This is a genomic window from Imperialibacter sp. EC-SDR9 (assembly GCF_902498805.1).
Taxonomy (GTDB): Bacteria; Bacteroidota; Bacteroidia; order Cytophagales; family Cyclobacteriaceae; genus Imperialibacter.
Map to the genome: position 1 here is coordinate 1 of NZ_LR701583.1, position 24,626 is coordinate 24,626.

General features: G+C 45.3%; 23 protein-coding genes. 7 read left to right on the plus strand and 16 right to left on the minus strand.

Features of this window, described 5'->3' with window-relative positions; translation table 11 throughout:
- Positions 1–207: 207 nt before the first annotated feature.
- The gene (locus GC130_RS12170) at positions 208–1,257 is read left to right on the plus strand and encodes a serine hydrolase (protein WP_151998592.1); all 1,050 of its coding nucleotides are present in this window, start codon (positions 208–210) and stop codon (positions 1,255–1,257) included.
- A gap of 152 nt (positions 1,258–1,409) precedes the next feature.
- Positions 1,410–3,911 carry a DUF5916 domain-containing protein gene (locus tag GC130_RS12175; RefSeq protein ID WP_151998593.1) on the plus strand — a complete coding sequence of 834 codons (2,502 nt, stop codon included), beginning with the start codon at positions 1,410–1,412 and terminating at the stop codon, positions 3,909–3,911.
- A gap of 88 nt (positions 3,912–3,999) precedes the next feature.
- Here GC130_RS12175 and rplT read toward each other — a convergent pair whose 3' ends face one another.
- From rplT to GC130_RS12240, 13 genes are all read right to left on the minus strand, one after another.
- Positions 4,000–4,344: a 50S ribosomal protein L20 gene (rplT, locus tag GC130_RS12180; RefSeq protein ID WP_151998594.1), complete on the minus strand. Its 345-nt coding sequence runs from the start codon at positions 4,342–4,344 to the stop codon at positions 4,000–4,002.
- Between the two features lie 86 nt (positions 4,345–4,430).
- Positions 4,431–4,625, minus strand: coding sequence for a 50S ribosomal protein L35 (rpmI, locus tag GC130_RS12185; RefSeq protein ID WP_151998595.1), 195 nt, complete (start codon positions 4,623–4,625; stop codon positions 4,431–4,433).
- A 22-nt stretch (positions 4,626–4,647) separates the two neighbouring features.
- On the minus strand, positions 4,648–5,199 hold the full coding sequence (infC, locus tag GC130_RS12190) for a translation initiation factor IF-3 (protein ID WP_151998596.1): 552 nt from the start codon (positions 5,197–5,199) through the stop codon (positions 4,648–4,650).
- A gap of 104 nt (positions 5,200–5,303) precedes the next feature.
- Positions 5,304–7,265, minus strand: coding sequence for a threonine--tRNA ligase (thrS, locus tag GC130_RS12195; protein ID WP_151998597.1), 1,962 nt, complete (start codon positions 7,263–7,265; stop codon positions 5,304–5,306).
- Between the two features lie 9 nt (positions 7,266–7,274).
- The gene (locus tag GC130_RS12200) at positions 7,275–8,381 is read right to left on the minus strand and encodes a lipopolysaccharide assembly protein LapB (RefSeq protein ID WP_151998598.1); all 1,107 of its coding nucleotides are present in this window, start codon (positions 8,379–8,381) and stop codon (positions 7,275–7,277) included.
- 1 nt (position 8,382) lies between these two features.
- Positions 8,383–10,887: a DUF5686 and carboxypeptidase-like regulatory domain-containing protein gene (locus GC130_RS12205; RefSeq protein WP_151998599.1), complete on the minus strand. Its 2,505-nt coding sequence runs from the start codon at positions 10,885–10,887 to the stop codon at positions 8,383–8,385.
- Positions 10,888–10,954: 67 nt separating this feature from the next.
- Positions 10,955–11,599: a vancomycin high temperature exclusion protein gene (locus tag GC130_RS12210; protein WP_226940454.1), complete on the minus strand. Its 645-nt coding sequence runs from the start codon at positions 11,597–11,599 to the stop codon at positions 10,955–10,957.
- Between the two features lie 15 nt (positions 11,600–11,614).
- Positions 11,615–12,295, minus strand: coding sequence for an RNA methyltransferase (locus GC130_RS12215; RefSeq protein WP_151998600.1), 681 nt, complete (start codon positions 12,293–12,295; stop codon positions 11,615–11,617).
- 14 nt (positions 12,296–12,309) lie between these two features.
- The gene (locus GC130_RS12220; RefSeq protein ID WP_151998601.1) at positions 12,310–15,045 is read right to left on the minus strand and encodes a DNA gyrase/topoisomerase IV subunit A; all 2,736 of its coding nucleotides are present in this window, start codon (positions 15,043–15,045) and stop codon (positions 12,310–12,312) included.
- Positions 15,046–15,048: 3 nt separating this feature from the next.
- A complete protein-coding gene (locus GC130_RS12225) occupies positions 15,049–15,381 on the minus strand; it encodes a hypothetical protein (RefSeq protein WP_151998602.1) in 333 nt (110 codons plus the stop codon).
- A complete protein-coding gene (locus GC130_RS12230; protein WP_151998603.1) occupies positions 15,378–16,007 on the minus strand; it encodes a SatD family protein in 630 nt (209 codons plus the stop codon). The genes GC130_RS12225 and GC130_RS12230 overlap by 4 nt, the downstream gene beginning before the upstream one ends.
- Positions 16,008–16,099: 92 nt before the next feature.
- Positions 16,100–17,977: a DNA topoisomerase IV subunit B gene (locus GC130_RS12235; protein WP_151998604.1), complete on the minus strand. Its 1,878-nt coding sequence runs from the start codon at positions 17,975–17,977 to the stop codon at positions 16,100–16,102.
- 174 nt (positions 17,978–18,151) lie between these two features.
- On the minus strand, positions 18,152–18,631 hold the full coding sequence (locus GC130_RS12240; RefSeq protein WP_151998605.1) for a hypothetical protein: 480 nt from the start codon (positions 18,629–18,631) through the stop codon (positions 18,152–18,154).
- A gap of 90 nt (positions 18,632–18,721) precedes the next feature.
- Between GC130_RS12240 and GC130_RS12245 the strand changes: the two genes are divergently transcribed.
- From GC130_RS12245 to GC130_RS12265, 5 genes are all read left to right on the plus strand, one after another.
- Positions 18,722–19,948 (plus strand): sterol desaturase family protein, encoded by a 1,227-nt coding sequence (locus tag GC130_RS12245; RefSeq protein ID WP_151998606.1) that lies wholly within the window; start codon positions 18,722–18,724, stop codon positions 19,946–19,948.
- Entirely contained in the window at positions 19,941–20,333 is a 393-nt protein-coding gene (locus GC130_RS12250) for a hypothetical protein (RefSeq protein ID WP_151998607.1), read from the plus strand. Before GC130_RS12245 ends, GC130_RS12250 begins: the two co-directional genes overlap by 8 nt.
- 68 nt (positions 20,334–20,401) lie before the next feature.
- Positions 20,402–20,899 (plus strand): RNA polymerase sigma factor, encoded by a 498-nt coding sequence (locus GC130_RS12255; protein WP_151998608.1) that lies wholly within the window; start codon positions 20,402–20,404, stop codon positions 20,897–20,899.
- Complete coding sequence (locus GC130_RS12260) at positions 20,896–21,189, plus strand: hypothetical protein (protein ID WP_151998609.1); 294 nt, start codon at positions 20,896–20,898, stop codon at positions 21,187–21,189. Before GC130_RS12255 ends, GC130_RS12260 begins: the two co-directional genes overlap by 4 nt.
- A gap of 9 nt (positions 21,190–21,198) precedes the next feature.
- A complete protein-coding gene (locus GC130_RS12265; protein WP_151998610.1) occupies positions 21,199–21,918 on the plus strand; it encodes a Spy/CpxP family protein refolding chaperone in 720 nt (239 codons plus the stop codon).
- On the opposite strand, the gene GC130_RS12270 is transcribed toward GC130_RS12265, so the two are convergent.
- The 3 genes from GC130_RS12270 to GC130_RS12280 are packed head-to-tail and all read right to left on the minus strand — an operon-like array spanning position 21,919 to position 24,624.
- Positions 21,919–23,217, minus strand: a complete 1,299-nt coding sequence (locus GC130_RS12270) for a TRAP transporter large permease (protein ID WP_151998611.1) — start codon at positions 23,215–23,217, stop codon at positions 21,919–21,921.
- A complete protein-coding gene (locus GC130_RS12275) occupies positions 23,214–23,687 on the minus strand; it encodes a TRAP transporter small permease (RefSeq protein WP_151998612.1) in 474 nt (157 codons plus the stop codon). The genes GC130_RS12270 and GC130_RS12275 overlap by 4 nt, the downstream gene beginning before the upstream one ends.
- Entirely contained in the window at positions 23,662–24,624 is a 963-nt protein-coding gene (locus GC130_RS12280; protein ID WP_151998613.1) for a TRAP transporter substrate-binding protein, read from the minus strand. Before GC130_RS12280 ends, GC130_RS12275 begins: the two co-directional genes overlap by 26 nt.
- Positions 24,625–24,626: the final 2 nt, after the last annotated feature.

Genomic DNA, 24,626 nt, shown 5'->3' on the forward strand with positions numbered 1-24,626 from the left:
TGTCAGATAGAACCATGTGCTTTGCTTGTATATCTTTGAATGTCAGATACTTAAATATAAACAAGCGCACTGGTTTTATCTATTTTTCCTCCCCAATATTTCAACGTTTTATTAATCGAACTCAGGTTTTTAACAAGCCACTACTGTCAAAAATGCTTTTTTGTTCCTCCGGTATGAGCTATCTTTTACAAAAGAAAAGTGACTGTTATGAAATCAATCTTGCTGGTTACCCTGGGTCTACTCCTTGTTTTCACATCGGGTACCTCCATATCTGTTACTGAGAAGCTCGACCAAATCGTTGAACGCTATCACCAGGACGGGTACTACAACGGCACTATTCTCGTTGCTGACAAAAACGGCACATTACTCAAAAAAGCTTATGGTATGGCCGATTTTGGCAAAAAGAGGCCACTGGAAACTAGTTCTACTTTTTATATGGCGTCTGTGTCCAAACAGTTTACGGCCATGGCCATCATGCTATTGAAAGAGAGAAAATTGCTCACTATTGATGACAAACTAAGTACCTACTTCCCGTCTTTTCCGGATTGGGCCCATTCGGTTACCATTCGCCATCTGCTCACCCATACCTCCGGCATTCCAGACTATTACGGCCTCGGAGCTTCCCGACCTGGATTTACCAATACAGATGTTGTGGAAGTCGTTAAAGGTATCAAGGCGTTGCGGTTTACTCCTGGAGCTAAATACGAATACTCCAATACGGCATACGTGCTCCTCTCTTCTATCGTGCAGCAAATCAGCGGAATGGGGTTCAATTCCTTTATGCAAGAAAATGTTTTTCAGCCGATTGGCATGAAAAGTACCGTGGCGTATGATGAGACAAAGCCTCAAAGAACCAATCGCTGCAAAGGCTTTGATGCTAATGGAAAGGAAGATGACTATCCTTTCTTTACCACTGGCGGCGGTGGGTTGTACTCCAACGTTGACGACATGTATCAGTGGCACCTGGCCCTGCAGACCAATAAATTGGTGTCGGCGGCGGCCATGAGCGAGGTCTATTCGCCAATGATCCTCAATGATGGCTCCACTTCATGGTATGGCTTTGGCTGGGCGTTGAACAAGGATGCTCCAGCGTCTGTAAGTCATGGCGGCACACTCACCAGTTTTCGCACCTATATTGATCGGGATCTTGCCACAGGCAGTGTGATTATCATGCTCAACAACGTGGGAAAGACCAAACGAGACGAGCTACTGGCGGAGATTAAGGCACTAATGAAGACCGGGGAATCCAATCATTGAACTGCACCATTGTGTACGGCAACACCGAGTGGGCTAAAGTGTAAAAAGATGTCACCAACACTCGCCATTTATCAGAATTTGGGATGAGCTAACGGCAATCATGGCTAAATTTGCAAAGCGTATTAGCACAGTTCGTTTAACAAAAGCCCTTAATGTTCAATTTAGATCGTAAAGAACTCTTACCCCTTGGTTGTTTTCTTTTAATTTTTCTTTTCTCTCCACGCCTGGTGTCAGCCTCCGGCTCCGGTAAAAATGAGTTTGCCACCAAACGCATCACAAGTAGTCCAAAAGTGGATGGCATCCTTGACGAAGACATTTGGAGTCAAAGCCCGACACCCACCCAGTTCACTCAATTCAAACCGAACAACGGCGAAAAGTCGGATTTCTTGACGGCGGTTGAGTTGGTGTATGATGACAATGCCCTCTACCTTTCAGCAAGACTATACGATCCAAATCCCTCCGAAATAAGAAGAGAATTTGGCAAAAGAGATGACTTTAACCGAAACACCGACTGGTTTGGCATTTTAGTTGACCCCTATAACAGCGGTCAGAATGCTTTCAGCTTTTTCGTGTCAGCGGCAGGTGTGCAAGGCGACTACTTCATCAATGGCGATAATTGGGATGAGAATTGGGATGCTGTTTGGGAAAGTGCCATTGCTTATGACGACCACGGCTGGACTGTAGAAGTAAAGATTCCCTACTACGCTCTCCGGTTTCCAGCTACTTCTCAACAAAACTGGGGCATCAACTTTTACCGCCAGGTAAAACGAAATCAGGAGGAATCGTATTGGAATCCAGTAGACAACTCAATCAGAGGCACAGTGAATCAATCGGGCGTTCTCAGAGGACTTGAAGATATCAAACCACCTGTTCGTTTGTCGCTATTGCCCTACGCTACCACCATTTACACAAACGACGGTGTCAATGGCAAAGAAAAATTCTCGTTTACTGGCGGCATGGACCTCAAATATGGCATCAACGAGTCTTACACCCTCGACATGGCCCTCATTCCTGACTTTAGCCAGGTGCAGTCCGACAACGTGGTACTGAACCTATCGGCGTATGAGGTACAATACAGCGAAAACAGGCAGTTCTTCACGGAAGGAACGGAACTATTCGACAAGGGCGATCTGGTGTATTCCAGGCGTATTGGTTCTACTTTTGGAGAGGTTAGCTACAATGACAAAACCGAAGAAGTAGTCAGTTCGCCATCCGCAGCACCTCTGATCAATGCCACCAAAATCTCTGGCAGGAATGGGGAAGGCTGGGGACTTGGCTTCCTTAATGCGCTGACCAACAAAACGCACGCCAACATACGCAATATTGAGACCGGCGAAACCAGAGAGGAGCAGGTGGATCCGCTGACCAATTTCAATGTGCTGGTGGTAGACAAGATCCTGAAAAACAATTCCAACGTCAACCTGATCAATACCAACGTAACGAGACTTGATGGTGCCAACGATGCCAACGTTACAGGAGCAAGCGTTAGCCTGCTCGACAGTACCAACACCTACCGATTCTCAGCATTCGGCGCTGTGTCTAACATCTACAATGCTGAAAACGCTGATGTAGCTGCCGAATTAGAGGACGGATACAAATATAGCGTGGGCCTTTCTAAGGTCAGCGGAAGCTTTCAGTATGGCGTGAGCAGAAATGTTGAGAGCAAAGACTACGATCCAAACGATTTTGGATTTAACAGGGCAGCCAATAGTGTCTCGCACAACGTGTCGCTCATGTACAGGATATTTAAGCCGACAGGGGTATTTAACTACTACCGGGCAAATGTCAGCGGATCATACCGGCAGCTTTTTGAGCCAAGAACATTCACAAGCACCGACGTTTACGCATCTACTTACGCCCAATTCAAGAATTTCTGGGGAGTGGGCATGTCGTCCAGTCTGAAGCCTATTGACAGCTACGACTACTTCGAGCCCAGAGAAGAAGGCTACTATTTCGTTCAGCCGGGCTCCTACAGCGTGAACTCATGGGTAGAAAGCGATTCCCGCAAAGCGGTAAAAATATATGTAAGTCAAAATACCTGGAGAAGGCCCGACTGGCAGCAGGCGTATAATTCATTGGGAGCATCTATCCGCTACAGGGTCAACAACAGACTATCCATCGACTTCCGGGTTAGCAGAGAGAGCTCCGAAGACTCAAAGGGCTACGTTACCAAATTGTATGCTGATGACGAATCGCTTGATGAGATCATCTTTGGAGAAAGAGATGTTCTTACCACCAATAATATCCTTGGCACCAAATACACCTTCAATAACAAAATGGGGCTGACCCTCCGGGTAAGGCACTATTGGAGCAATGTTAAGTATAACGGATTTTACGACCTGCAGGGCAATGGTCAATTGGCTAACTCTGAGTATGAAGGCATCGACGAGTCCGGACAAAAGCAGCACGACACCAACTTCAATGCACTCAACGTTGACTTTGTTTACTTCTACCAAATTGCGCCTGGCAGCTTTTTGAATGTGGTTTGGAAAGACTCTATCAGCTCAAGTGACAATAATACCGACATTAATTTTGCTGAAAACTTTGACAAGACCCTGAGTCTGCCCCAGGTCAATAGCTTGTCGGTAAGGCTCACCTATTTCATCGACTACAACTCTGCAAGAAAGTATCTCTTTGGAGGCAACAGCATTTAGCAGCCTTTTGCTTGCAGTAAGTCATTCACGCTTAAACTAAAAAAGCCCCATGATGGGGCTTTAATATTATTGACAAAGACTTGTCGAACTACTTTACCTTGTCCACCACAGCTTTGAAAGCTTCGGGGTGGTTCATGGCCAGGTCGGCAAGTACCTTACGGTTCAAATCGATCTTGGAAGTTTTCATTTTACCCATCAATACAGAATATGATATTCCGTGCTCTCTGGCACCTGCATTGATACGCTGAATCCACAAAGCTCTGAAATTTCTCTTCTTCTGCTTGCGGCCTTCATAAGCATATTTCCATGCTTTTTCAACGGCATTCTTAGCTACCGTCCAAACATTTTTTCTGCGGCCATAAAAACCCTTGGCTGCTTTGAGGATTTTCTTTCTCCTCGCTCTTGACGCTACGTGATTTACTGATCTTGGCATAGTAATTACATTTTTTGGTGTTTGGTGGCTCTACTCAGAACACTTGTTGACCAAAAACCTGGTGAAACATAGAACCTAAGTTTTTCTTAGATGTTGAGCATATCTCTTACTCTGTTCTCGTCTGACTTGTGTACTAAAGTCATGTCAGTAAGAGAGCGCTTTTGCTTGGTTTCCTTCTTCGTAAGAATGTGGCTTTTGAAAGCATGCTTACGTTTGATTTTACCAGTCCCCGTTAGCTTAAAGCGTTTCTTTGCTCCCGATTTGGTTTTAACTTTCGGCATTGTATATATAGTTTAACAAAAATTATTTCTTAGCAACCTTAGGGGCGACAAATAGCGACATGCGCTTTCCTTCCAGTCTTGGTAGTTGCTCTACCTTTCCATACTCTTCCAATTCCTGAGCGAACTTAAGCAGAAGAATTTCTCCTCTTTCTTTAAACACGATCGTTCTACCCACAAACTGCACGTATGCTTTTACTTTGGAACCTTCCTTAAGAAAGTTGATGGCGTGCTTCAATTTGAAATTGAAGTCGTGATCATCCGTGTTAGGACCAAAACGAATTTCCTTAATGACAGTCTTCTGAGCTTTGGCCTTGATTTCCTTCTGTTTCTTCTTTTGCTCGTATTTGAATTTTGAATAATCAACTATACGGCAAACAGGAGGAACTGCAGTAGGAGAAATCTCTACCAAATCCAGGTTTTGCTCTTTGGCAATTTTGATCGCATCCCGGGTTGGAATAACGCCAAGATTTCCATCTTCGGCTATTACCCTTACCTCACGGGCTTCAATTCTCTCATTAATCTTGTAAGGTTCTTCAGGTTTACCCCTAAAACCTCGTGGTCTCGGTCTTAAAATTTTATACCTCCGTATTTAGGTTTCAAAACAAGGATGCAAATATCCACAAAAATTCTACTAATCAAAAGCAGCAAGCCGCTTTTATAAATAGCCTTCTATAATCCTCAGGCTTCTTTTTCGCCCGCCAGACTCATTTTTATTCGCTTTCCAAAATAGTCAACGAATTCGCTGCCCGAAAAGGTGCCGATATCTCCCTTGCCATGCTCCCTAAGAGCAATGGTTTTACTTTCCGCCTCCTTCTCCCCTACGATCAACATGAACGGAATCTTTTTGATTTCCGCATCCCTGATCTTCCGGCCTATTTTCTCATCTCTTTCATCGACATTGCCCCGGATATCATTCTCCTGGAGCATCAGTCTAACTTGATTGGCGTAGTCATGGAATTTCTCCGAAATGGGCAGGATGGCAATCTGCTCTGGTGATAACCACAACGGAAACTCGCCGGCAGTGCTTTCAATCAGAATAGCCACAAAGCGCTCCATAGAGCCGAACGGTGCTCTGTGGATCATAACCGGCCTGTGCTTCTGGTTATCGGCACCCACATACTCAAGTTCGAATCGGTCTGGCAACGTGTAGTCCACTTGTATCGTTCCCAGCTGCCAGTTTCTGCCAAGGGCATCTTTCACCATGAAGTCGAGTTTAGGGCCGTAAAAAGCTGCTTCTCCAAGCTCTACAGTTGTTTTTAGTCCCTTTGCAGCGGCTACCTCTATAATCGCATTTTCTGCAATTACCCAGTTCTCCTCAGTACCAATGTATTTTTCAGGCGTCTCAGGATCTCTCAACGACACTTGCGCATTGTAGTCGCTGAAGCCCAAAGACTTAAATACATACAATACCAGGTCAATTACCTTAGCAAATTCCTCCTTTACTTGATCAGGACGGCAGAAAATATGCGCATCGTCCTGAGTGAAGCCTCGCACACGAGTCAGGCCGTGCAGCTCGCCACTTTGCTCGTAACGGTAGACAGTACCAAACTCAGCGTACCTCACAGGCAAGTCCTTGTACGACCTCGGCTTGCTTTTGTACATCTCACAATGGTGAGGGCAGTTCATCGGCTTCAAAAGAAACTCTTCCCCTTCCTCTGGTGTGTTGATGGGCTGAAAAGAATCTTTGCCATATTTTTCGTAGTGGCCTGAAGTTACATATAACTCCTTACTGCCAATATGAGGTGACACCACCTGGTCGTAACCTGCTTTCACCTGCGCTTTGCGCATGAAGTTTTCAAGGCGCTCACGAAGAATGGCACCCTTAGGCAACCACAACGGAAGTCCTTTGCCCACCTTTTCTGAGAAAGTGAAAAGCTCAAGTTCCTTCCCTATTTTTCTATGATCACGCTTCTTAGCCTCTTCAAGTAGCTCCAAGTATTCTTTGAGCTCCCCCTGTTTAGGGAAAGTAATCCCATAAAGCCTTGTAAGCTGCTTGTTCTTCTCATTACCACGCCAGTAGGCACCTGCGATGTTCAGTATCTTGGTCGCTTTGATAAAACCTGTATTTGGAATATGCGGTCCCCGGCAGAGATCCGTGAAGTTGCCCTGCTCGTAAAAAGAGATGGTGCCATCTGCCAAATCGGCAATAAGCTCCAACTTGTAAGGATCTCCCTTCTCCTCGAAATAAGCCACGGCGTCTTTCTTGCTTACATCACGACGAGAGAAAGCGTTCTTTTGCCTGGCCAGTTCCAGCATTTTTTCCTCTATTTTAGGAAGTTCGGCAGCGGTAAATTCCCTGTCTCCAAAATCAACATCGTAGTAAAAACCGTTTTCAATTGGTGGGCCAATCCCCAACTTAACACCCGGGTACAACGCCTCAAGGGCCTCAGCCATTAAGTGAGCTGAAGAGTGCCAAAAAGTTGATTTCCCTTCCTTGTCATTCCATGTGAGCAACTGAAATGTTCCGTCTTCCGTGATGGCACGAAATGCATCAATTACGTTTCCATTGAATTTGGCAGCCAAAACATTCCTGGCCAGGCCCTCGCTGATGCTCATTGCCACATCCAGCCCGGTTACCCCCTTGTCATATTCCCGAACACTTCCATCAGGGAGGGTAAGCTTAATTTTCTCGTTACTCATTCAATTCTACTAATTATCAGATTTCTTGGGAGTCAGATCAAACACTGGCATTGCTGCCTGCTGCTCCCTAAGTTTGCGCAAATATGCAATTTTTCCGGCAACAATACCCCGTTCTTCGAGGGCTATTTGGTTGGTGGAATCCAACGCCAGCGCTGATGTGTAAAAATTATAAGCATCTCCCATTCTACCCCTGCGATTAAAGTATCGGGCTTTGAGGAGTCGGCCCGGCACACTAAGCGAATCCTGCTGAATCATCCTGTCGGCATACCAAAAGGCGGAATCGCTCATCGACGATTCGAGCATCAAGCTGCCATATTCAAAAAGTCCATTTTCGGACGATTCAGGCCAGCTAGCAGCAAATCTGGAGGCCTTTTCATAGTCGGCAGCTTGAAAATATGCATTGAGCAGTTCGCCTCTATAGGTGCTGTAGTCCTCTGTGACTTTGCCATATCCCTCTAACACTTCAACCAGCTCGGTTAGCTGGTCTCGCTGCCCGAGGAGAGCCACCAACAAGCGGGTCATGCTCTTATGACCTGGATTCGCTGTTACCCCCCTCTCCAAAACAGATAGCGCTTTGGTTGTATCCTTCTTCTGGAGATCCAGCTCAGCTGCTACCAGAAATGCCTCAGGAAGCTTACCTCCGGTATCAAAATAATGATCGAGGTACCTGGCAGCCTCACTGTAGTCCCTTCTGGAATAGTGATATTTTGACTTGATCAGCGATAGACTAGGGTGAACCGAACCCAGCCTGTCAGCCTGCTGGGCATATATCCAACTCCTCTCGAAATCGTTTCTATGTATATAGTAGTCGGCCACCAGCACCATCACCTCCGGATCTTTGGGTGCCATCCTTAAAATTGCCTCGATATTTCCATTGGCCACTTCCGGCCATTCAAGCGTTTGATGATATGAAGCCAATTTGACCCTCAGCCCAAGGTTATCGGGATCTTCCTGTACTTTGTCTTCCACAAGTGCTAATAGTTCACTATAGTAGGCTTTGTCGGGGTTTGGGCTGTCTGCAATTGGCAATGACGCCTGAGGAGATGAGCACCCCACCATGCACATAACTGAGACAAGTATTAAACCGAGAGAAGCTCTTTGTGTTCCGAACGCCATACTACAAAGAAAACTTATAGCTGAATTTAATCCCAAAATTATTTACGCCAGGTCGATTAGTGTAAGTAACCCTGTGAATGAAGTCTACCCTAAAAAACCGGAATATATTCTCCACACCGTACCCCGCCTCTATATAAGGCCACTGGCCAAGAGCAAAAAAAGGCGCTATTTCGTCGCCATTAGCATCATAAGTAGGTGGTATGAGATTGTAGTTATTCTTCCCTACGCCACCATAAAGCACATTAACTGTGCCGACAAGCCTCCACTTCAACTTTTTGATTGCCGGAATGCTGTTGAGCAGGAACCCATTGAATGAGTGGTTCCACCTGAAAGCTACATGCTTATCGGTGACGAACTCGAAGTAGTCCATCATGTTATAGGCAAAGTTAAAATAGAAAGGCGTCTGGTTCCCGATGTGCGCCTTCAGCAAAGGGTAAGGCAAATTGTTGAAGTTATAGCCTCCACTGAGAGTAAGGTACCCCACTCCAAAAATCCCCATCTTTTGTCTTTTTTCAATCGAAAAGCCGAACTTGTGGTAAGTAAAATCACCCCCGAGGGCGCTAAGGCCAAGTGTATAGCGGAAATTGACAGCCGGCCAGCGAATGGTGCCCATGCTTACCCGCTGGTTGTCGTTGATAACAAAAATTTCGTCAGGGGCGTAATGGGTGTCGAGAATTACCTCTGCCACACTCAGGTTATTTCGAACCGTAGGCGTTTCAGCGTAGGGGTCTTTATAGTATTCAAAGTCAAACAATGGTTTGAAGTATTCCTGACGATACGATACTCTCTGAGAAAGGCCACGGCCCAGCACCGTAAAAAAAGTAAAGTAGTTCTTTTGCCGGAGAAAGGGGTCTATGAGCGTGCCAAAGCGGGAAAACGTGTAAAAGACGTTAGCATTATCAATATCATCATTCAAGAGCCAAATCTGATCAATCTCTTTTTGGTGCATGTATTTCACCTCAGTCCACGGGCTACGACTCAAAATCCGCCGCACATGAAACTTGTACTTCCATTCCTCGTCTTTGAGACCATACGCTACATTGGCACTGAGCTCCCATTTTCTACTGAAGTCAATATTGGTTCTACCACCAAACCCAAGCCTGGTGCCCTCAATGTTGTTATTACCAAAGAAATAGGAATAGGGGCCTATGTCGAACTTTCCTATTTTGTAATAGCCTGTGTACCCTGTCTGAATTATGTCCGTATAGGTTTTGATCACCGGAATCTTCGTCAGTGTGTCAATCATTTCGTACACGTGAACTTCCGTCGCACTAAGGGTGTCGTGCCTGATGTCTGCCCAAAATTCATTGTCGTCTGCCCGGTCGTTAACATCCTCCACCATCTCAATGGGGTTTTCATAGAACTTATCTGGCTTTGGCTGATTCACCACAATGTCTTTGTTGGACACATAGAACTTGGCAAGAAACCCAGCTGATCGGGTGGTGAGCTCACTTACGTCAATCATTACCCGGGTTTTGGCAGGCAGCCAGGCACCTTCAGTAGTGGGCACCAGCTCCTGTTGAATTTTGATCTTCTCAATGAAGTTGACATTCGCCTCTTTTCCGACCGTTACGTCAATTTGTCTGATCGCCCAGGTGTCTTTGTGAATCCACATCGAGCCACGAAAGGCCAGGTCCTGCTCCCTCTTCGGAAAAAAATCCAGCCGGTAGCAATAATAATCACCAAGCCAAAGGCTATCTACCAGGTCATATTCATAGTTGATCTTCCAGCCATCCGAAATTGGAGACACGAAGTCTTTGCCAACAATATTGAGCCAGTTTTGATAAAAGTTATACTGCTGAAAAGAGGCACCGATCACTTGCGACGTAAGCGTGCCATCGGTTACCCCCACCCCGGTTACTTTCGTATTCAAAACGGTCTCGTGCGCCATTCTGGGACTGTCTTTGTAATAGTATTTGCTGATGGCCTCTGAAATAAACACGGGCAGCACCGGTTTCCCATCTTCGCCTGCAATTTGCTCAATACTGTCGAGCACAGAAGTCACTTTCTGAATGATCTTGCGCTGCTTAAACTTGTCTGAAATGTTATCAATATCCATTTCAATTTTGGTGTACGCCTCGTATTCATAGGCAGAAAGCCTCCTCTTATCGTTCACCTTTTTATGGTCGATTATATTCCTCAATACTTGAAACGCTGGATTTTCGCCTGCTTCAAAAACAAGCTCCTGAAGGTTGACCACATCTTCTTCCAGTTGGATATTGATGTTTTGCTCCTGTCCCACCACAATGAATTTTGTTTTTGGAACAAATCCGATGTAGCTGAAGTGAATGGAGTCGAAGTGCTGGGTAGTGCTAAGTTTGTAATAGCCTTCAAAATCAGTAGTTGCACCAATAGAAGTCCCCTTGAAAACGACATTGGCAAAAGGAATCGGGCTACCGGTAGATGCTTCGGTAACTTTGCCCCATACTACTGTTGTGCCTTGCGCCTGAACCCAGCTACTGACAGATAGAATAAATAACAGAAAGAGAATTTGTACTCTTTTCATAGGTTTGGTAAACCAATAACATCCTTAAGGACACTTTTCTCGCTAAATCGTTCAAAAAATGTGAGAATTATTTTCTGATCTCTATAATTTCCTTCTCACCGAGGAATTTGGGGGGTTGCTTGAGAACGTAAAGGTCTAAAATCGCTTTCGGTCTGGCAAGCCATTCTCTGCTCACCACAGACTTCATCCCTGATTTTGCCGCATCATCAGACGCAAAGGTAACTGCTTTTATCCCATAAAACTTACTGATAAAGAGCGCCCGGTAGGCATGAAATTGCTGGGTGATAATAACAATCTCGTTTTGCCCAAATACTTCCTTTGAACGCACTATGGAGTCAAGGGTTCGAAAGCCGGCATAGTCCATTGTCATGTCTTGTGCGGGCACACCCAACTGTACAAGGGCATTGAACATGTCCTGGGGCTCATTGTAGTACTTTGTGTTGTTATCGCCGCTGAGTATCAGGTGCTTTACTTTGCCGGCCTTATATAGTTTAGCAGCGGCCTCCATTCGAGTAGTGAAGAATGAGTTTGCCCCCCCATCCACGCTTCTTTTCGATGTTCCGAGGACTACGCCGACATCAACAGCCGGAATTTCTTCGACGTTGAAATGGATATCATCTGTTGTTTTCCACATGATCCATACATTGCTGGAGATGACAAAGGCAAACACCAATCCACCAAGCATAAAAAGCATCTTTAATATAAACCGCATCCGTCAGCGCTAATACTAAATGCTTGAAAGAAATCTCACTTCGTGAATATCAGATCTCCTTACAATCTTGCGATACCACTCCAGGGTCAACTGCTTCTTTTCTTCTTCACTCATACACCAATCAATTTCCGAGTCTCTTAACTTCCTTAACAAAACATGCAAACACAAAGCAACACTTACTGACACGTTGTAGCTCTCTGTAAAACCTTGCATCGGCAGGCATACCCTTTTGTCAGCCATTTCAAGTACATCCTTCGACGCTCCGTCGAATTCTGTGCCAAAAACCAGGGCTACTTTTGAATCTAGATCAACGACGTTCAAGTCGGCGGCAGACTGATCAGGACTGGTTACCCAAATTTGATAGCCGGCATCCTTCAACAACTGCAAACAACGAGAACTATTCGTTGACTCGTGCTCATTGTGCTTAGTAACAGTCAGCCATTTACTACCACCTTTGGCCACATAAGCACTTAATTTATTCCTAAACTGGTTTTCGATGATATGAACATCCTGAACTCCCATGGCCTCGCATGACCTTACAACGGCGCTTACGTTCAGAGAGTTTTCAAAATCTTCCATTACCACCGCAATGTGACGAGTTCTTTTCTCAAGCACCTGTTGCACCTTCGCAGCCCTTTCGGGGGTTACGAAACTTCCCAGGTAATTAATTAGCTTATCTCTGGTGGCATCATCCATCTATTATCTGCAAATCAGAAAAGACCAAGTTGGTCTTCTCCATTGCTTTTTGGTTTCTTAATATCCAAATCTATGCTGCTTCCCACATCAAAATTCTCATCTGTTTCTTTGCTGAACTCTTCTTTTAGCTTCTTTACCGTCTCTGCTATTTCCTGCTTGTCGTCGGTTGCTTTCGAAGCAGTATCATCTCCAGACTCTGTGGAGTCCGGCCCTGAGTCATCGTCGTTGCTATCCTTCCCCTCAACCTCCGGGTCTTCATTGGCCAGCCACTCCAGTTTTTTGATGTCGGGGAAATTCAATTTGTTGCCGACTGCCTTCCACCCTTTGATATCAATGAAGTCTTCAAAAACAATAGTTTCCTTTTCTGTCTCCTTGCTGCCCTTCTTTTTATAGCTGACTTCAAAAGATGGCGACGCATGCGAGCTCACCAGAAGCAGCTTAGATCCCTTTTCCTCAGAAATGAACACAAATTTCTTTTCGACCGTACTAGTCTCAATCTGGAATCGCTTACCAAAATGCACCTTTGTCTTCCCATCTAAGTACACTGCGCTGAAAACAGCTTTCGGATTGAATTTCTGAAGAGCGAGGATTTGATGATAGTCAAATCTATTAGTCAGCTCAAACGAAGTGAGTTCGTAGCTGCCATCCAGGTAGAAGACGATGATTTTATCGTCCGCCAGGAAGTTACCAAGATGCTCTCCCCTATCATCAGTATTGAGTCGTCCGATAGTGGCGTCATACCATATATCGAGCCCGCCCAGCGTTGACCTGCCTGCTTCCTTCAACACAATCTTCCTCACAGGGTATTTGGTCAAAATATTACCCTGAGAGCCACGACCCTTGATCTCTATTTCCGAAAAATCAAAATCAAAAACCTTTTTCTTGGCCTTCGACCCAGAGGTCAGGCTGATATTAATGATTTCCGCCTCTCCATTTGGGTTGGCCGAGAAATACAATACCCTTGAGCCTTTTTCGCCTTTGCTGACATCATATTCTTTGTCACGGGTAACGCCCAGCACCTGAAAGCGTTTGATCATGGATCGGCCCGACTTGCCATCTACATACACGGCATTGTACACCATGCGTTCGTCGTTTTTCTTGAACACACCTGCATAGAGGATGTCCTTGCCAACAAACACTTTGTCCTGAATTTTGACGACAGAAAACTTCCCATCCCGTCTGAAGGCGATGATGTCGTCCAGATCGGAGCAGTCGCAGATGTACTCATCTTTCTTCAATCCATAGCCTATAAATCCATCAGATCTGTTGACATACAGTTTCTGGTTGTTGGCCGCTACCACAGTGGCGGTAATTGTATCAAACTGAGCAATTTCAGTGAGCCTCTCTCTGCCTTTGCCGTATTTATCAAGAAGACTTTGATAGTACTTGATAGCATAATCGACAAGGTTCTCCAGGTTGTAATTGACCTCTTCCAGCTCTTCCTGAAGTTTCTTCATCAGCTCGTCAGCCTTGAAGGAGTCAAATTTGGAGATTCTCTTGATCTTGATCTCAGTCAATTTCAGAATGTCGTCCTGTACAATCTCCCTGTAAAACTGGTTCTTGAAAGGGTCTAGTCCTTTATCAATGGTTTCTAAAACAGCTTCCCAGGTTTCACATTCCTCAATGTCCCGGTAGATTCTGTTTTCGATAAAAATCTTTTCCAGTGAAGAGAAGAGCATCTTTTCCATCAATTCTGCCTTCCTAATCTCCAACTCCCGCTTGAGCAGGTTGACCGTCTGGTTGGTACAAACCTTTAGAATGTCATTGACAGACATGAATACAGGCTTGTCCTCAACGATCACACAGGCGTTGGGAGAAATTGATACTTCACAATCTGTGAAGGCATATAAAGCGTCGATGGTGATATCGGGCGACACACCCGGTGCCAGGTGCACTTCAATTTCAACGTCCTTGGCCGTGTTGTCGACCACCTTTTTGACCTTGATCTTTCCCTTATCGTTGGCTTTTACTATAGAGTCCATCAGGTTGGTGGTGGTAGTGCCAAACGGGATGTCTTTGATGACAAGCGTCTTTTTATCGAGCTCTTCTATTTTGGCCCGCACACGAACTTTGCCGCCTCTCTTGCCTTCATTGTAGTCGGAAAAGTCGGCCAGGCCACCCGTAGGAAAGTCGGGTAAAATATTAGTCTTCTTGCCCTTAAGCACCGCAATGGAGGCTTCTATCAGTTCCCGGAAGTTGTGTGGCAGCAGTTTGGTGGAGAGGCCAACAGCAATACCTTCCACTCCCTGCGCCAGAAGTAGTGGAAATTTAACCGGAAGAGTGACGGGCTCACGTTTACGTCCGTCGTAGGAAAGCTGCCAGTTGGTGGTTTGCGGGTTGAAAACCACTTCGAGAGCAAACTTCGATAGTCGGGCTTCGATGTAACGGGGTGCTGCTGCCCTGTCTCCTGTGCGGATATCTCCCCAGTTGCCCTGGGTTTCAATCAGCAGGTCTTTCTGGCCAATATTGACGATGGCATCGCCAATTGAAGCGTCGCCGTGCGGATGGTACTGCATGGTGCTGCCGATGATGTTCGCCACTTTGTTGAAGCGACCATCGTCCATTTCCTTCATGGCATGCAGGATACGCCGCTGTACCGGCTTAAATCCGTCTTCAATTGCAGGCACGGCCCTTTCCAAAATTACATAAGATGCATAATCGAGGAACCAGCTTTCGTACATGCCCGAAACGGCTACCACATCATGAATCTGATCTTCTCCTTCGTGACTGTTAAGGTTCTCTTCTTCCATACTTTACTTCAAAACTTCTCTCCAGATAATAAAATAGGCAATGGCCAGGCTGATCGACAGCAGGTTGCCCACTAAAAAGTAATCGTTTGATATTTTGTTTTCATCCTTAATTCTTGTCGCAATTTTTAGCGCTCCCAGTAATGTCAGCACATGAGGCAAATCGTGCGCTAATGCAAAAAAAAGGAATAGACGCTCCACCATGCCTTTGAAAACGGATCGTTTGCTTATGCCCGCTCCATCCTTGCCTGTGAATATTTTTGACAAGAGCCAAAACAACAACACCGACAATACTTCGCCGCCAACTAAAACCAGTATGATGTATACCCAATGGTTCATTCAAATGCGTTTGCTGTTGATCTTATCAACTCTTTAGCTATGTTAAATTCATCCAGTTTAAGGGAAATACGTTTTCTCCAAACTGTGGATGGGTCTTTCGAAAGCTGCTCTCCTACCCACTTGTAATCGTCCCGCTCAAAGAAGCGCTCCAGGTACTCACGGTCATTTTTTGACCAGTCACTGTAGAAAGAGTCGTATAATCGGAACAATCCATTCAACATATCGTCGGTTTTACTATCCGTTGTTACCATGCGATAGTGCAACTTCTTTTGCTTCATCTCTTCCAGGCCTTTTCTGGCCCTGGTAAGCCCCTCACCCAGCATTTCATGAGCGTTTTCCTTATTGACCGGTGTATCAATGGGGCCATACTGCATGCTGTATCGGATCCTGAACTCCGGGTTTGTGCCAATGAGCGACTGGTCTATGTGAAAGATGATATCTACCACTGACCTTAGATCGTGCACTACTCCCTGAAACTCATCACCTAACGTGATAGTGAGTGGAGACAATATCTGCTTCGAAAAGTTGCCGTTTGCCGATTGGATGACCGATTTAAAACTGGTCATTAAAGTCGCTCCTTTCTTTTCTGAGCTCCCAACAATGTCCCCCATTAAAACAAAGTACATAATTGCAATTTTTATTTTATTGTAAAATAATTGCAATTATATATATTTTGTACTAAAATTACAATTTTTAATAAATTGTAATAAAATTACAATCAATCTTCAATCACCACTTCTTCCACTAAATCCTTCTCTATCTTCAGGTTGTCAATAATGAAGACCTGCCTGTCTGGTGTATTCTTGCCCATAAAGAACTCCAGAAGTTGAGGGATTTTTGTTTCCTTCTTCAAAATGATAGGCTCCAGTCGCATATCTTCCCCGATAAACTTCCCAAACTCCTCCGGTGATATTTCTCCCAGTCCTTTGAATCGGGTTATTTCCGGCTTAGACCCAAGCTTGTTGATGGCCTGCTGCCTTTCTTCGTCGCTATAGCAATAGATAGTTTCCTTCTTATTCCTAACCCTGAAAAGTGGTGTTTCCAAAATGTATACATGGCCATTTCGAACCAGGTCAGGAAAAAACTGCAGAAAGAAAGTCAGCATCAGTAGTCTGATGTGCATCCCATCCACGTCAGCGTCAGTAGAAATAATGATTTTGCGGTAGCGAAGCCCTTCCAGCCCATCCTCAATATTGAGTGCATGTTGAAGAAGGTTAAACTCCTCGTTTTCATACACAATTTTTTTCGTCAGGCTGTAGCAGTTCAATGGCTTACCACGCAAACTGAACACAGCCTGCGTTTGAACGTCCCGTGACTTGGTAATGGAACCAGAAGCGGAATCACCCTCGGTAATGAAGATCATGGAATCATCCCGACGCTCATTCTTCAGGTCGTCGAAGTGTATGCGGCAATCTCTCAGCTTCTTGTTGTGCAGGTTGGCCTTCTTGGCCCTGTCATTCGCTAACTTCTTAATACCTGCAATTTCTTTGCGTTCCCTCTCCGACTGAATAATTCGCTTTTGCAATGCATCGGCCACCGTGGGATGACTATGAAGAAAGTCGTCGAGATACTTTTTAACAAAGTCGTTGATGAAAGTACGCATGGTTGGACCTTCCGGCCCAACGCTTTGAGAGCCTAGCTTCGTTTTGGTCTGCGATTCGAAAACTGGCTCCTGCACACGCACCGCTATGGCCCCCACAATACTTGTACGCACGTCAGAAGCGTCAAAGTCTTTTTTGTAAAACTCCCTCACCGTTTTTACCAGAGCCTCCCGGAAAGCTGCCAGGTGGGTACCTCCCTGGGTAGTATACTGACCATTAACGAAGCTGTAATACTCCTCGCCGTATTGGTTATTGTGTGTAATAGCTATCTCAATGTCTTCTCCTTTCAGGTGAATAATTGGGTAGCGCAACTCTTCTTCGTTGGTCTTTCGATTCAGTAGGTCGAGAAGGCCGTTTTCTGAATAATACTTGACTCCGTTGAAATTGATCGTCAACCCGGCATTAAGGAAAGCATAGTTCCAAAGTAGGTTGTCGAGATACTGAGGAATGAAATGGAAGTTTTTGAAGATGGAGCCGTCAGGCTCAAAAACAGTCAGTGTACCGTTTCTTTCAGAAGTAGTTGTTTCCTGCGCATCGGTGGTCAGCTCTCCCTGGTGGAACTCGGCCAATTTAGTGCGACCTTCTCTGAATGACTGCACCTTGAAGTAGTCCGAAAGGGCGTTCACAGCTTTGGTACCAACTCCGTTCAAGCCTACCGATTTTTGAAAGGCGTTAGAATCGTATTTTCCACCTGTATTGATCTTTGAAACACAGTCGATAACCTTGCCAAGCGGAATGCCACGACCAAAGTCACGCACCTCCACCCTATGGTCGGTCACCTTCACGTTGATCACCTTTCCATTGCCCATCATGTGCTCATCGATACTGTTGTCGATGATCTCTTTTACCATCACATAAATACCGTCATCCATCGCAGCACCGTCGCCGAGCTTGCCGATATACATACCGGGCCTGAGCCTGATATGCTCTTTCCAGTCAAGTGAACGAATATTGTCTTCGGTGTAATTTGATACTGCAGCTTGTTCGTTTGCCATAAGTCCTTCAATCGCAGAAAGTTTCCATCATTTTGACCGTATCTGGGGTCAAAAATTGCAGTGAATTTAGGATAATTATGGAAATTTTCTGGAATATAATTTCTCTTAACTTGCTGTAAATGAAGGATTTATATTCAACTATTGATTGAATACCCCAGCACTAAAATACTGATATTAAGAGGGTTGATAGCTCCGGTAACGGAGAACAAAACCGTAAGAAAGAATCCAGGCAAAAATCAGAAAAGTGCCCAAATAGACCAGATACGCAAAATTATTAAAGTCGAGGTTGACCCGATTGTTGTAAACGCCTATAAAGACAGCGCCTGTTACAAAAAATACGTTGATGAGACTGATGAGCACCTCCAGCCAAATAAGTGTTTTGTTCTTGAATACCTCAGATGAAAAGAAACCTCTTCCTTCAGTGACAGGCACACCATCGAGCACCTTGCCAAACATGAACAACAAAAGGTTAACAATGAGGGAAAAAGCAAATGAGTAATAGAAGAACTGGCTTTTAGAAATGAAATAGACCGGCGTTCCCAGTTCATCGCTGTACAACGAAACATTTTCCGGCAAGTAAGCATACACAAACAGGAGTCCGCCCAGAAAAAAAAGCAGCGAAATAATTCTGATAAATGAAAATACCCTCTTCATGCGACAGCCATCAATTTGGATGCAAAACTAGTCAGTATTCTTAAATAAACAGCTTTTTTAATTACATTGTTATCTGTATTAGTAACACCCATGAACATTAACCCTGTCATTCTTTCTATCCCTATCTATTTTCTTCTGATTGGCGTAGAACTCATCATTCAACACTTTCAGCATAGGAAAATTTACCGGCTGAATGATGCGCTTACCAACATGAGCTGCGGTATCACTCAGCAAATCACAGGCGCCTTCCTTAAAGTACTTACTGTCACTACCTACCAGGTGATCTACGAGCACTTTGCTCTTTTCAATATACCTGTGACCTGGTACACTTTTATCCTTATCTGGCTGGGTGTGGACTTGTGCTACTACTGGGCACACCGGATGAGCCACGAAATCAACCTATTTTGGGGAGGCCATGTGGTGCACCATCAAAGTGAGGACTACAATTTCTCTGTAGCGCTCAGGCAGGGCTCGTTTCAGGTGTTCTGGACCTTCTTTTTCTATCTTCCACTGGCAATTTTAGGCGTCGACACACTTACGTTTGTGCTAATCGCCGCCCTGAATACGGTCTACCAGTTTTGGATCCACACTGAAACGATTGGCAAGCTGGGCTGGTTCGAATACATTTTCAACACCCCTTCCCACCACCGGGTGCATCATGGTCGTGACCCAAAGTATATCGACAAAAACCATGGTGGCACATTTATTATTTGGGATCGACTCTTCGGCACTTTTCAGGAAGAGGAAGAGCGGCCGACCTATGGCATTACTAACCCTGTGAACACCTGGAACCCTATCAAAGCCAACCTGCAGCATTATATCGACATGGCTGGGCAACTCAAAAGAGTCAGGTCGTTGGGTGATGGCCTCAGGATCATGTTTAACAAACCCGGCTGGCTCCCCGATTACCTTGGTGGCTATCAGGGTGTGCCTGAAGTTGATAAAAGTGCCTATCACAAATTCAACCTTCATCCGCCTTCGGTATTTTCGGCTTACCTGATCTTCCAATACCTGTTCGTCCTGGGAGGCACGTCGTTCTTTATGTTCAATCAAGGTAATTTCTCTATCATAGAGAAATCGGTGATAGCTGTAACCATCGTGGTTTCTATCATCATTCTTGGGGGCATTATAGAAATGAGAGAGTGGGCCTTCACCATGGAGCGCATCAGACAGCTTGTACAACCACTTTTAGCATATTTTTTAGTCCACGCATTAATTCCTGTCTACATACTGGGAGTTGTTGGCATTGCCTCCTTAATTTGGATGTACAAAATAAGAACCCTGACTCCCAAACCGGATCAAACCATCAATGCCTGACCTAAGACAATTGAAAAAGTATAGTTTGCTGCCTATCATCGCCCTAATGTTTTATGGCTGCGGACTACCTGCAGATTTGGATGGGTACAATGATGTGACATGGAAGAGTGATGCCAATGGATGCAATGGAGATAGACTTTCGATGACTGACGTGTTTGTCACACAAAAAGACAAAATTAAAGGTTTGGATGAGCCGCAAATACTCAGACTGCTAGGCAAACCCGACAAACAGGAGCTTTATGTCAGAAGTCAGAAGTTTTTCGTTTACTACATGGAACCTGGGCCAACCTGCGAGAACAGCATAGAGCCTCCTCTCCTTCTCACCATTAGATTCAATGCATTGGGATACACCAATGAAGTTTTTCTGGAAAACTTCACAAAGTAGCCCGGCGCTTTCAACTTTTTCAGAACGCTTGTCATATAAATCCCCGTCTTTCCAGACTAAGCTAACAGATGACAACAAGGGAGCAACTGGAAGTACACCACAAAGAGGCTTGGTTTTGGGCCAGACAATGCTGTCGCTTTCAACCTGACTTAGCAGAAGACGTTCTGCAGACAGCTTACCTCAAAGTGCTGGAGAAAAGGGCCCTCTTTCATGGCAAATCAAGCTTTAAAACCTGGCTTTTCAGCGTGATCCGGTTTACCGCTATTGACATGGCAACAGCACAGCATCTGCATGTGAGTAAACACCTCGGCATTGACGGTATTCAACTTATGGAGGTGACCAACTCGCAGAAAGAAGGCGATGCAATGAACTACGAGAGCATGATCAGTCAGTTGCCCGGGCGCCAGGCTGAACTACTATTACTGGTTTTCTACCACGACATGACCCTTGAAAAAGCCGCTGAGGTAATGGAAACGAGTATTGGAACGGCACGCACCCACTACGACAGAGGAAAAAAGAAACTTAGAGCATTGATATTGGCTTCACAATTAAAGAAAGCGATATGAAAAATGAAGACGAAGAGTTAAGAGACTTCTTTCTTGAAATGAAAGAGGGTGACGCATCTCGTGAGGTTCCGCCTTTGGCTAAGCTACTGCCACAGCAAAAGCAGCGAAAACTGCCCGCTTGGGCTGTAGCCGCTGCGGCCATCAATATTATTCTTTTTGTCGGAGGCTTTTGGTACTTAAGTAACCAAAACCAACGAACAATCGACTCTGCTCCCAATCCATTATCTGAGCAAAATATTGACTTCATGAAATGGGAAACACCAACCGATCATTTATTAAGTGACTTTTAATTCCGCCACATGAAAAAATTACCAACAATTGTTCTCTGCGTATTTGTAGCATTTCGTTTTTCCGTAAGTGCTCAGCAATCTGATCCTTTTACCGATTCGCTTTATGAACCCGACCTGATTGTTAAATACAAGAAAGAAATCTCTCTAAGCTTCTTACAGGAATCGAAGATAATGGACATTTATGAATCCAACAGTTATCGCTTTAGTGAGAAAAAGAAAGAATGGTCAGCGGCAATGAGAGAATTTCAAACAGCAATAAGCGGCCCAAAAGTAGACTACACTGAAGTTGACAGAATGTTTACTAATCTTCTTTCTATTGAATCGGAAATCAAAAAAATTAAGCTTCGCTCGTTGACGGAAATCAAGAACGAACTAACGGAGGAACAACAAGAAAATTTAGATACCATTAAGAAAAAAGATCCTGACTACGATAAAGCTTTCGAATTAGAAATGGGAAGTGATAGTGACAGAACGAAAATCAGCATCCGAGCATCCAATAACTCCAATCTGATCAGCACAGAAGCTATCTACTTCATTGTTGGAGACGACCCAAAAATAACAATTGCCGGAAAAGCTTCTCTCCTAAAAGACATAGACCCCAACGATATCGCAGCTGTCAGTGTTGAAAAGGGCCAATCAGCCATTGAAAAATATGGTGACTCGGCAAAAGGAGGTGTTATCACTATCAAGATTAAATCCAGCGCTCAGAAAAAATACTTCAAGAACTGATTAATACCCAAACAACTCCGGCAACCACAAACTAAGCGCTGGTACGTACGTAACGAGCAACAGCACGGCAATCATCGCTAAAAACAGCGGAAGTAACGGTTTGAGCACTTTCTGAATGCTCAAACCGGCTACGCTGCAACCGACAAAAAGCAGAGAGCCTACAGGCGGCGTGCAAAGACCGATACAGAGGTTCATCACCATCACAATACCAAAGTGAATAGGATTCATGCCCATTTGCACCACAACTGGGAGAAATATGGGGGTGAAGATCAGTACCGCTGGCGTCATATCCATAAAGGTACCCACAGCCAGCAACAAGAGATTAATAATGAGCAGGATCACAACCGGGTTGTCGCTCACATTCAGCAGGAAGTCGCTGACCCCCTGAGGGATATTCTCATAGGACAATACCCACGACATACCCATGGAAGTCGCCACAAGCATCAAGACGATGGTCGTGGTCAGCGTGGTGTCGAGTAAAATTCTTGGAAGGTCTTTGTACTTCACCTCTTTGTAAACAACCATCGACAGGATCAGGGTGTACAGCACAGCAATGGCCGACGCCTCAGTGGCGGTAAAGATCCCAGCGATAATACCACCGATGACGATTACCAATAGCAACAGGCTTGGCAATGCCCCGAAAAAGCTTTTGAAGAATATTTTTACCCCCGTTGTCTCGTTTGACTTGTATCCTTTTTTCAGGGCCACAACACCAGCAACAATCATCAATGCAACACCAATAAGAAGACCTGGAATATAGCCAGCCAGGAACAGCGCTGCGATAGAAACTCCTCCACTTGCCAGGCTGAACACAATGAGAATATTGCTCGGTGGGATAACCAGGCCGGTAGAAGCTGAGGTAAGGTTCACAGCAGCACCAAAAGCTTTATCGTAACCTTCCTTTTCCATTCTGGGTACCATAAAACCACCGATAGCAGAAGCAGCAGCGACAGAAGAACCCGAAATGGCACCGAAAAGCATACATGCCAGTATGTTAATAAATGCCAGCCCTCCGGGAAGTGGCCCCACCATGGCCCTCGCCAAATCGATCAGTCGGCTGGCAATACCACCCTTGTTCATCAATTGCCCTGCCAGCACAAAAAACGGGATGGCAAGCAGTGAGAAACTATCAATTCCTGTAGCCATTCGCTGGGCTAGGGTGGTAAATGCAATCACGGGGTCCATCGTAATAAGGATCGTGACAAGCGAAGAAAGTCCGATGCTATAAGCTACGGGTACTCCAATGCCCAGCAGCACAACGAAAGTCAATACTAAAATGGCTATCTCTGTCCAGTTCATACTTCGGCCCTCCCTTTGATCAATTCATGAATGCAGTAAAAACAAATTAGAAGTCCACTGACGGGCAGTGAAATGTATACGTAGGCAAGCGATACCTGAAGCGTGGCTGCCAGCTGACCCAGAGCAAACGAAATGTAGACAAGCCTGATACCGCCAACAACCATAACCAGCAGAGCGAATACAAGTATTAGCAGGTAGATAAAGCGATGGAGTAAAACAGCTTTGGCACCTTCCAGTTTGCCAGGAAGAATATCAATGGCCAGGTGCATATCTTTGCCAGTGGCATAGGCTGCGCCAATCAGTGCTACCCAAATGAGCAGGTACCTGGCCAATTCATCGGTGAACGAGCTGGGACTCCTCAAAATATAGCGGGACGCCACCTGCCAAAGGACATCCAACACCAAAAGGGCCATGAGGATAACCAGGCCCGCTTCCGTTATTTTGTCAATTTTCTGTCTGAGAGCTTTCATCTACGGCTTCAATTCTTTCAAGTAGTTTTTTTCGGTATTCGGTATTCGCAAATGCATCCAGCATCGGCTTTACTTTCTCAATAAATGGCCCCTTTTCTGGATACTCAACGTGCACCCCATCGGCAATCATAGCATCCAGCGCCTCTTTTTCCGACTCCTCCCAAAGCGTTCTCTGATGCACCGCCGACTCATAGGAGGCTTCGCTAAGCCACTTCTTTTGTTCGTCGTTCAAGTCGTTCCATGTATGGGTACTCACCAGCATTACGTCGGGCACGAAAGTGTGCTCATTGAGGCTATAATAACGACAAACTTCATAGTGCCTGGTTAGGTAAAGACTGGGTGGATTGTTTTCGGCGGCATCCACAACGCCCTGCTGGAGGGCAGTGTACAACTCTCCGAAAGGAATTGGTGTGGCGGAGCCACCCAGTAATCGCACCATTTGAATAGCCGAAGCGCTGGACTGCACCCTTACCTTGAGGCCTTCCAGGTCCTCTGGCTTCATGATAGGCTTGTCTTTGGAATAAAAGCTGCGACTACCTGCATCGTAAAAGCACATGCCCCGCATCCAGAACTCCTCGCCACTTGTCAAGAGCTCCTGCCCAATTTCGCCACCCAGCACTTTTCTGTAATGATCCTTGCTATGAAAAACATAGGGTAAATTCACCACTGCCATCGACGGCATGAAGCTTTCCAATACTGCCGCAGAGGCTTTGGTCATACCGATGGAGCCTATCTGCAACAACTCAAGCAGCTCCCTTTCAGATCCCAACTGTCCATTGGGGTAGACATCAATTCGCATCTTGCCGTTTGATTTCTCATCTACTTTCTCCGCCAAAAAAACCATCGCCTTGTGCACTGAATGGTTTACGTCGAGAGCATGGCCAAGCTTAATCACCTTCACATCGCTTTTCACGGCACAGCCCGCAATCGTTAGCATTA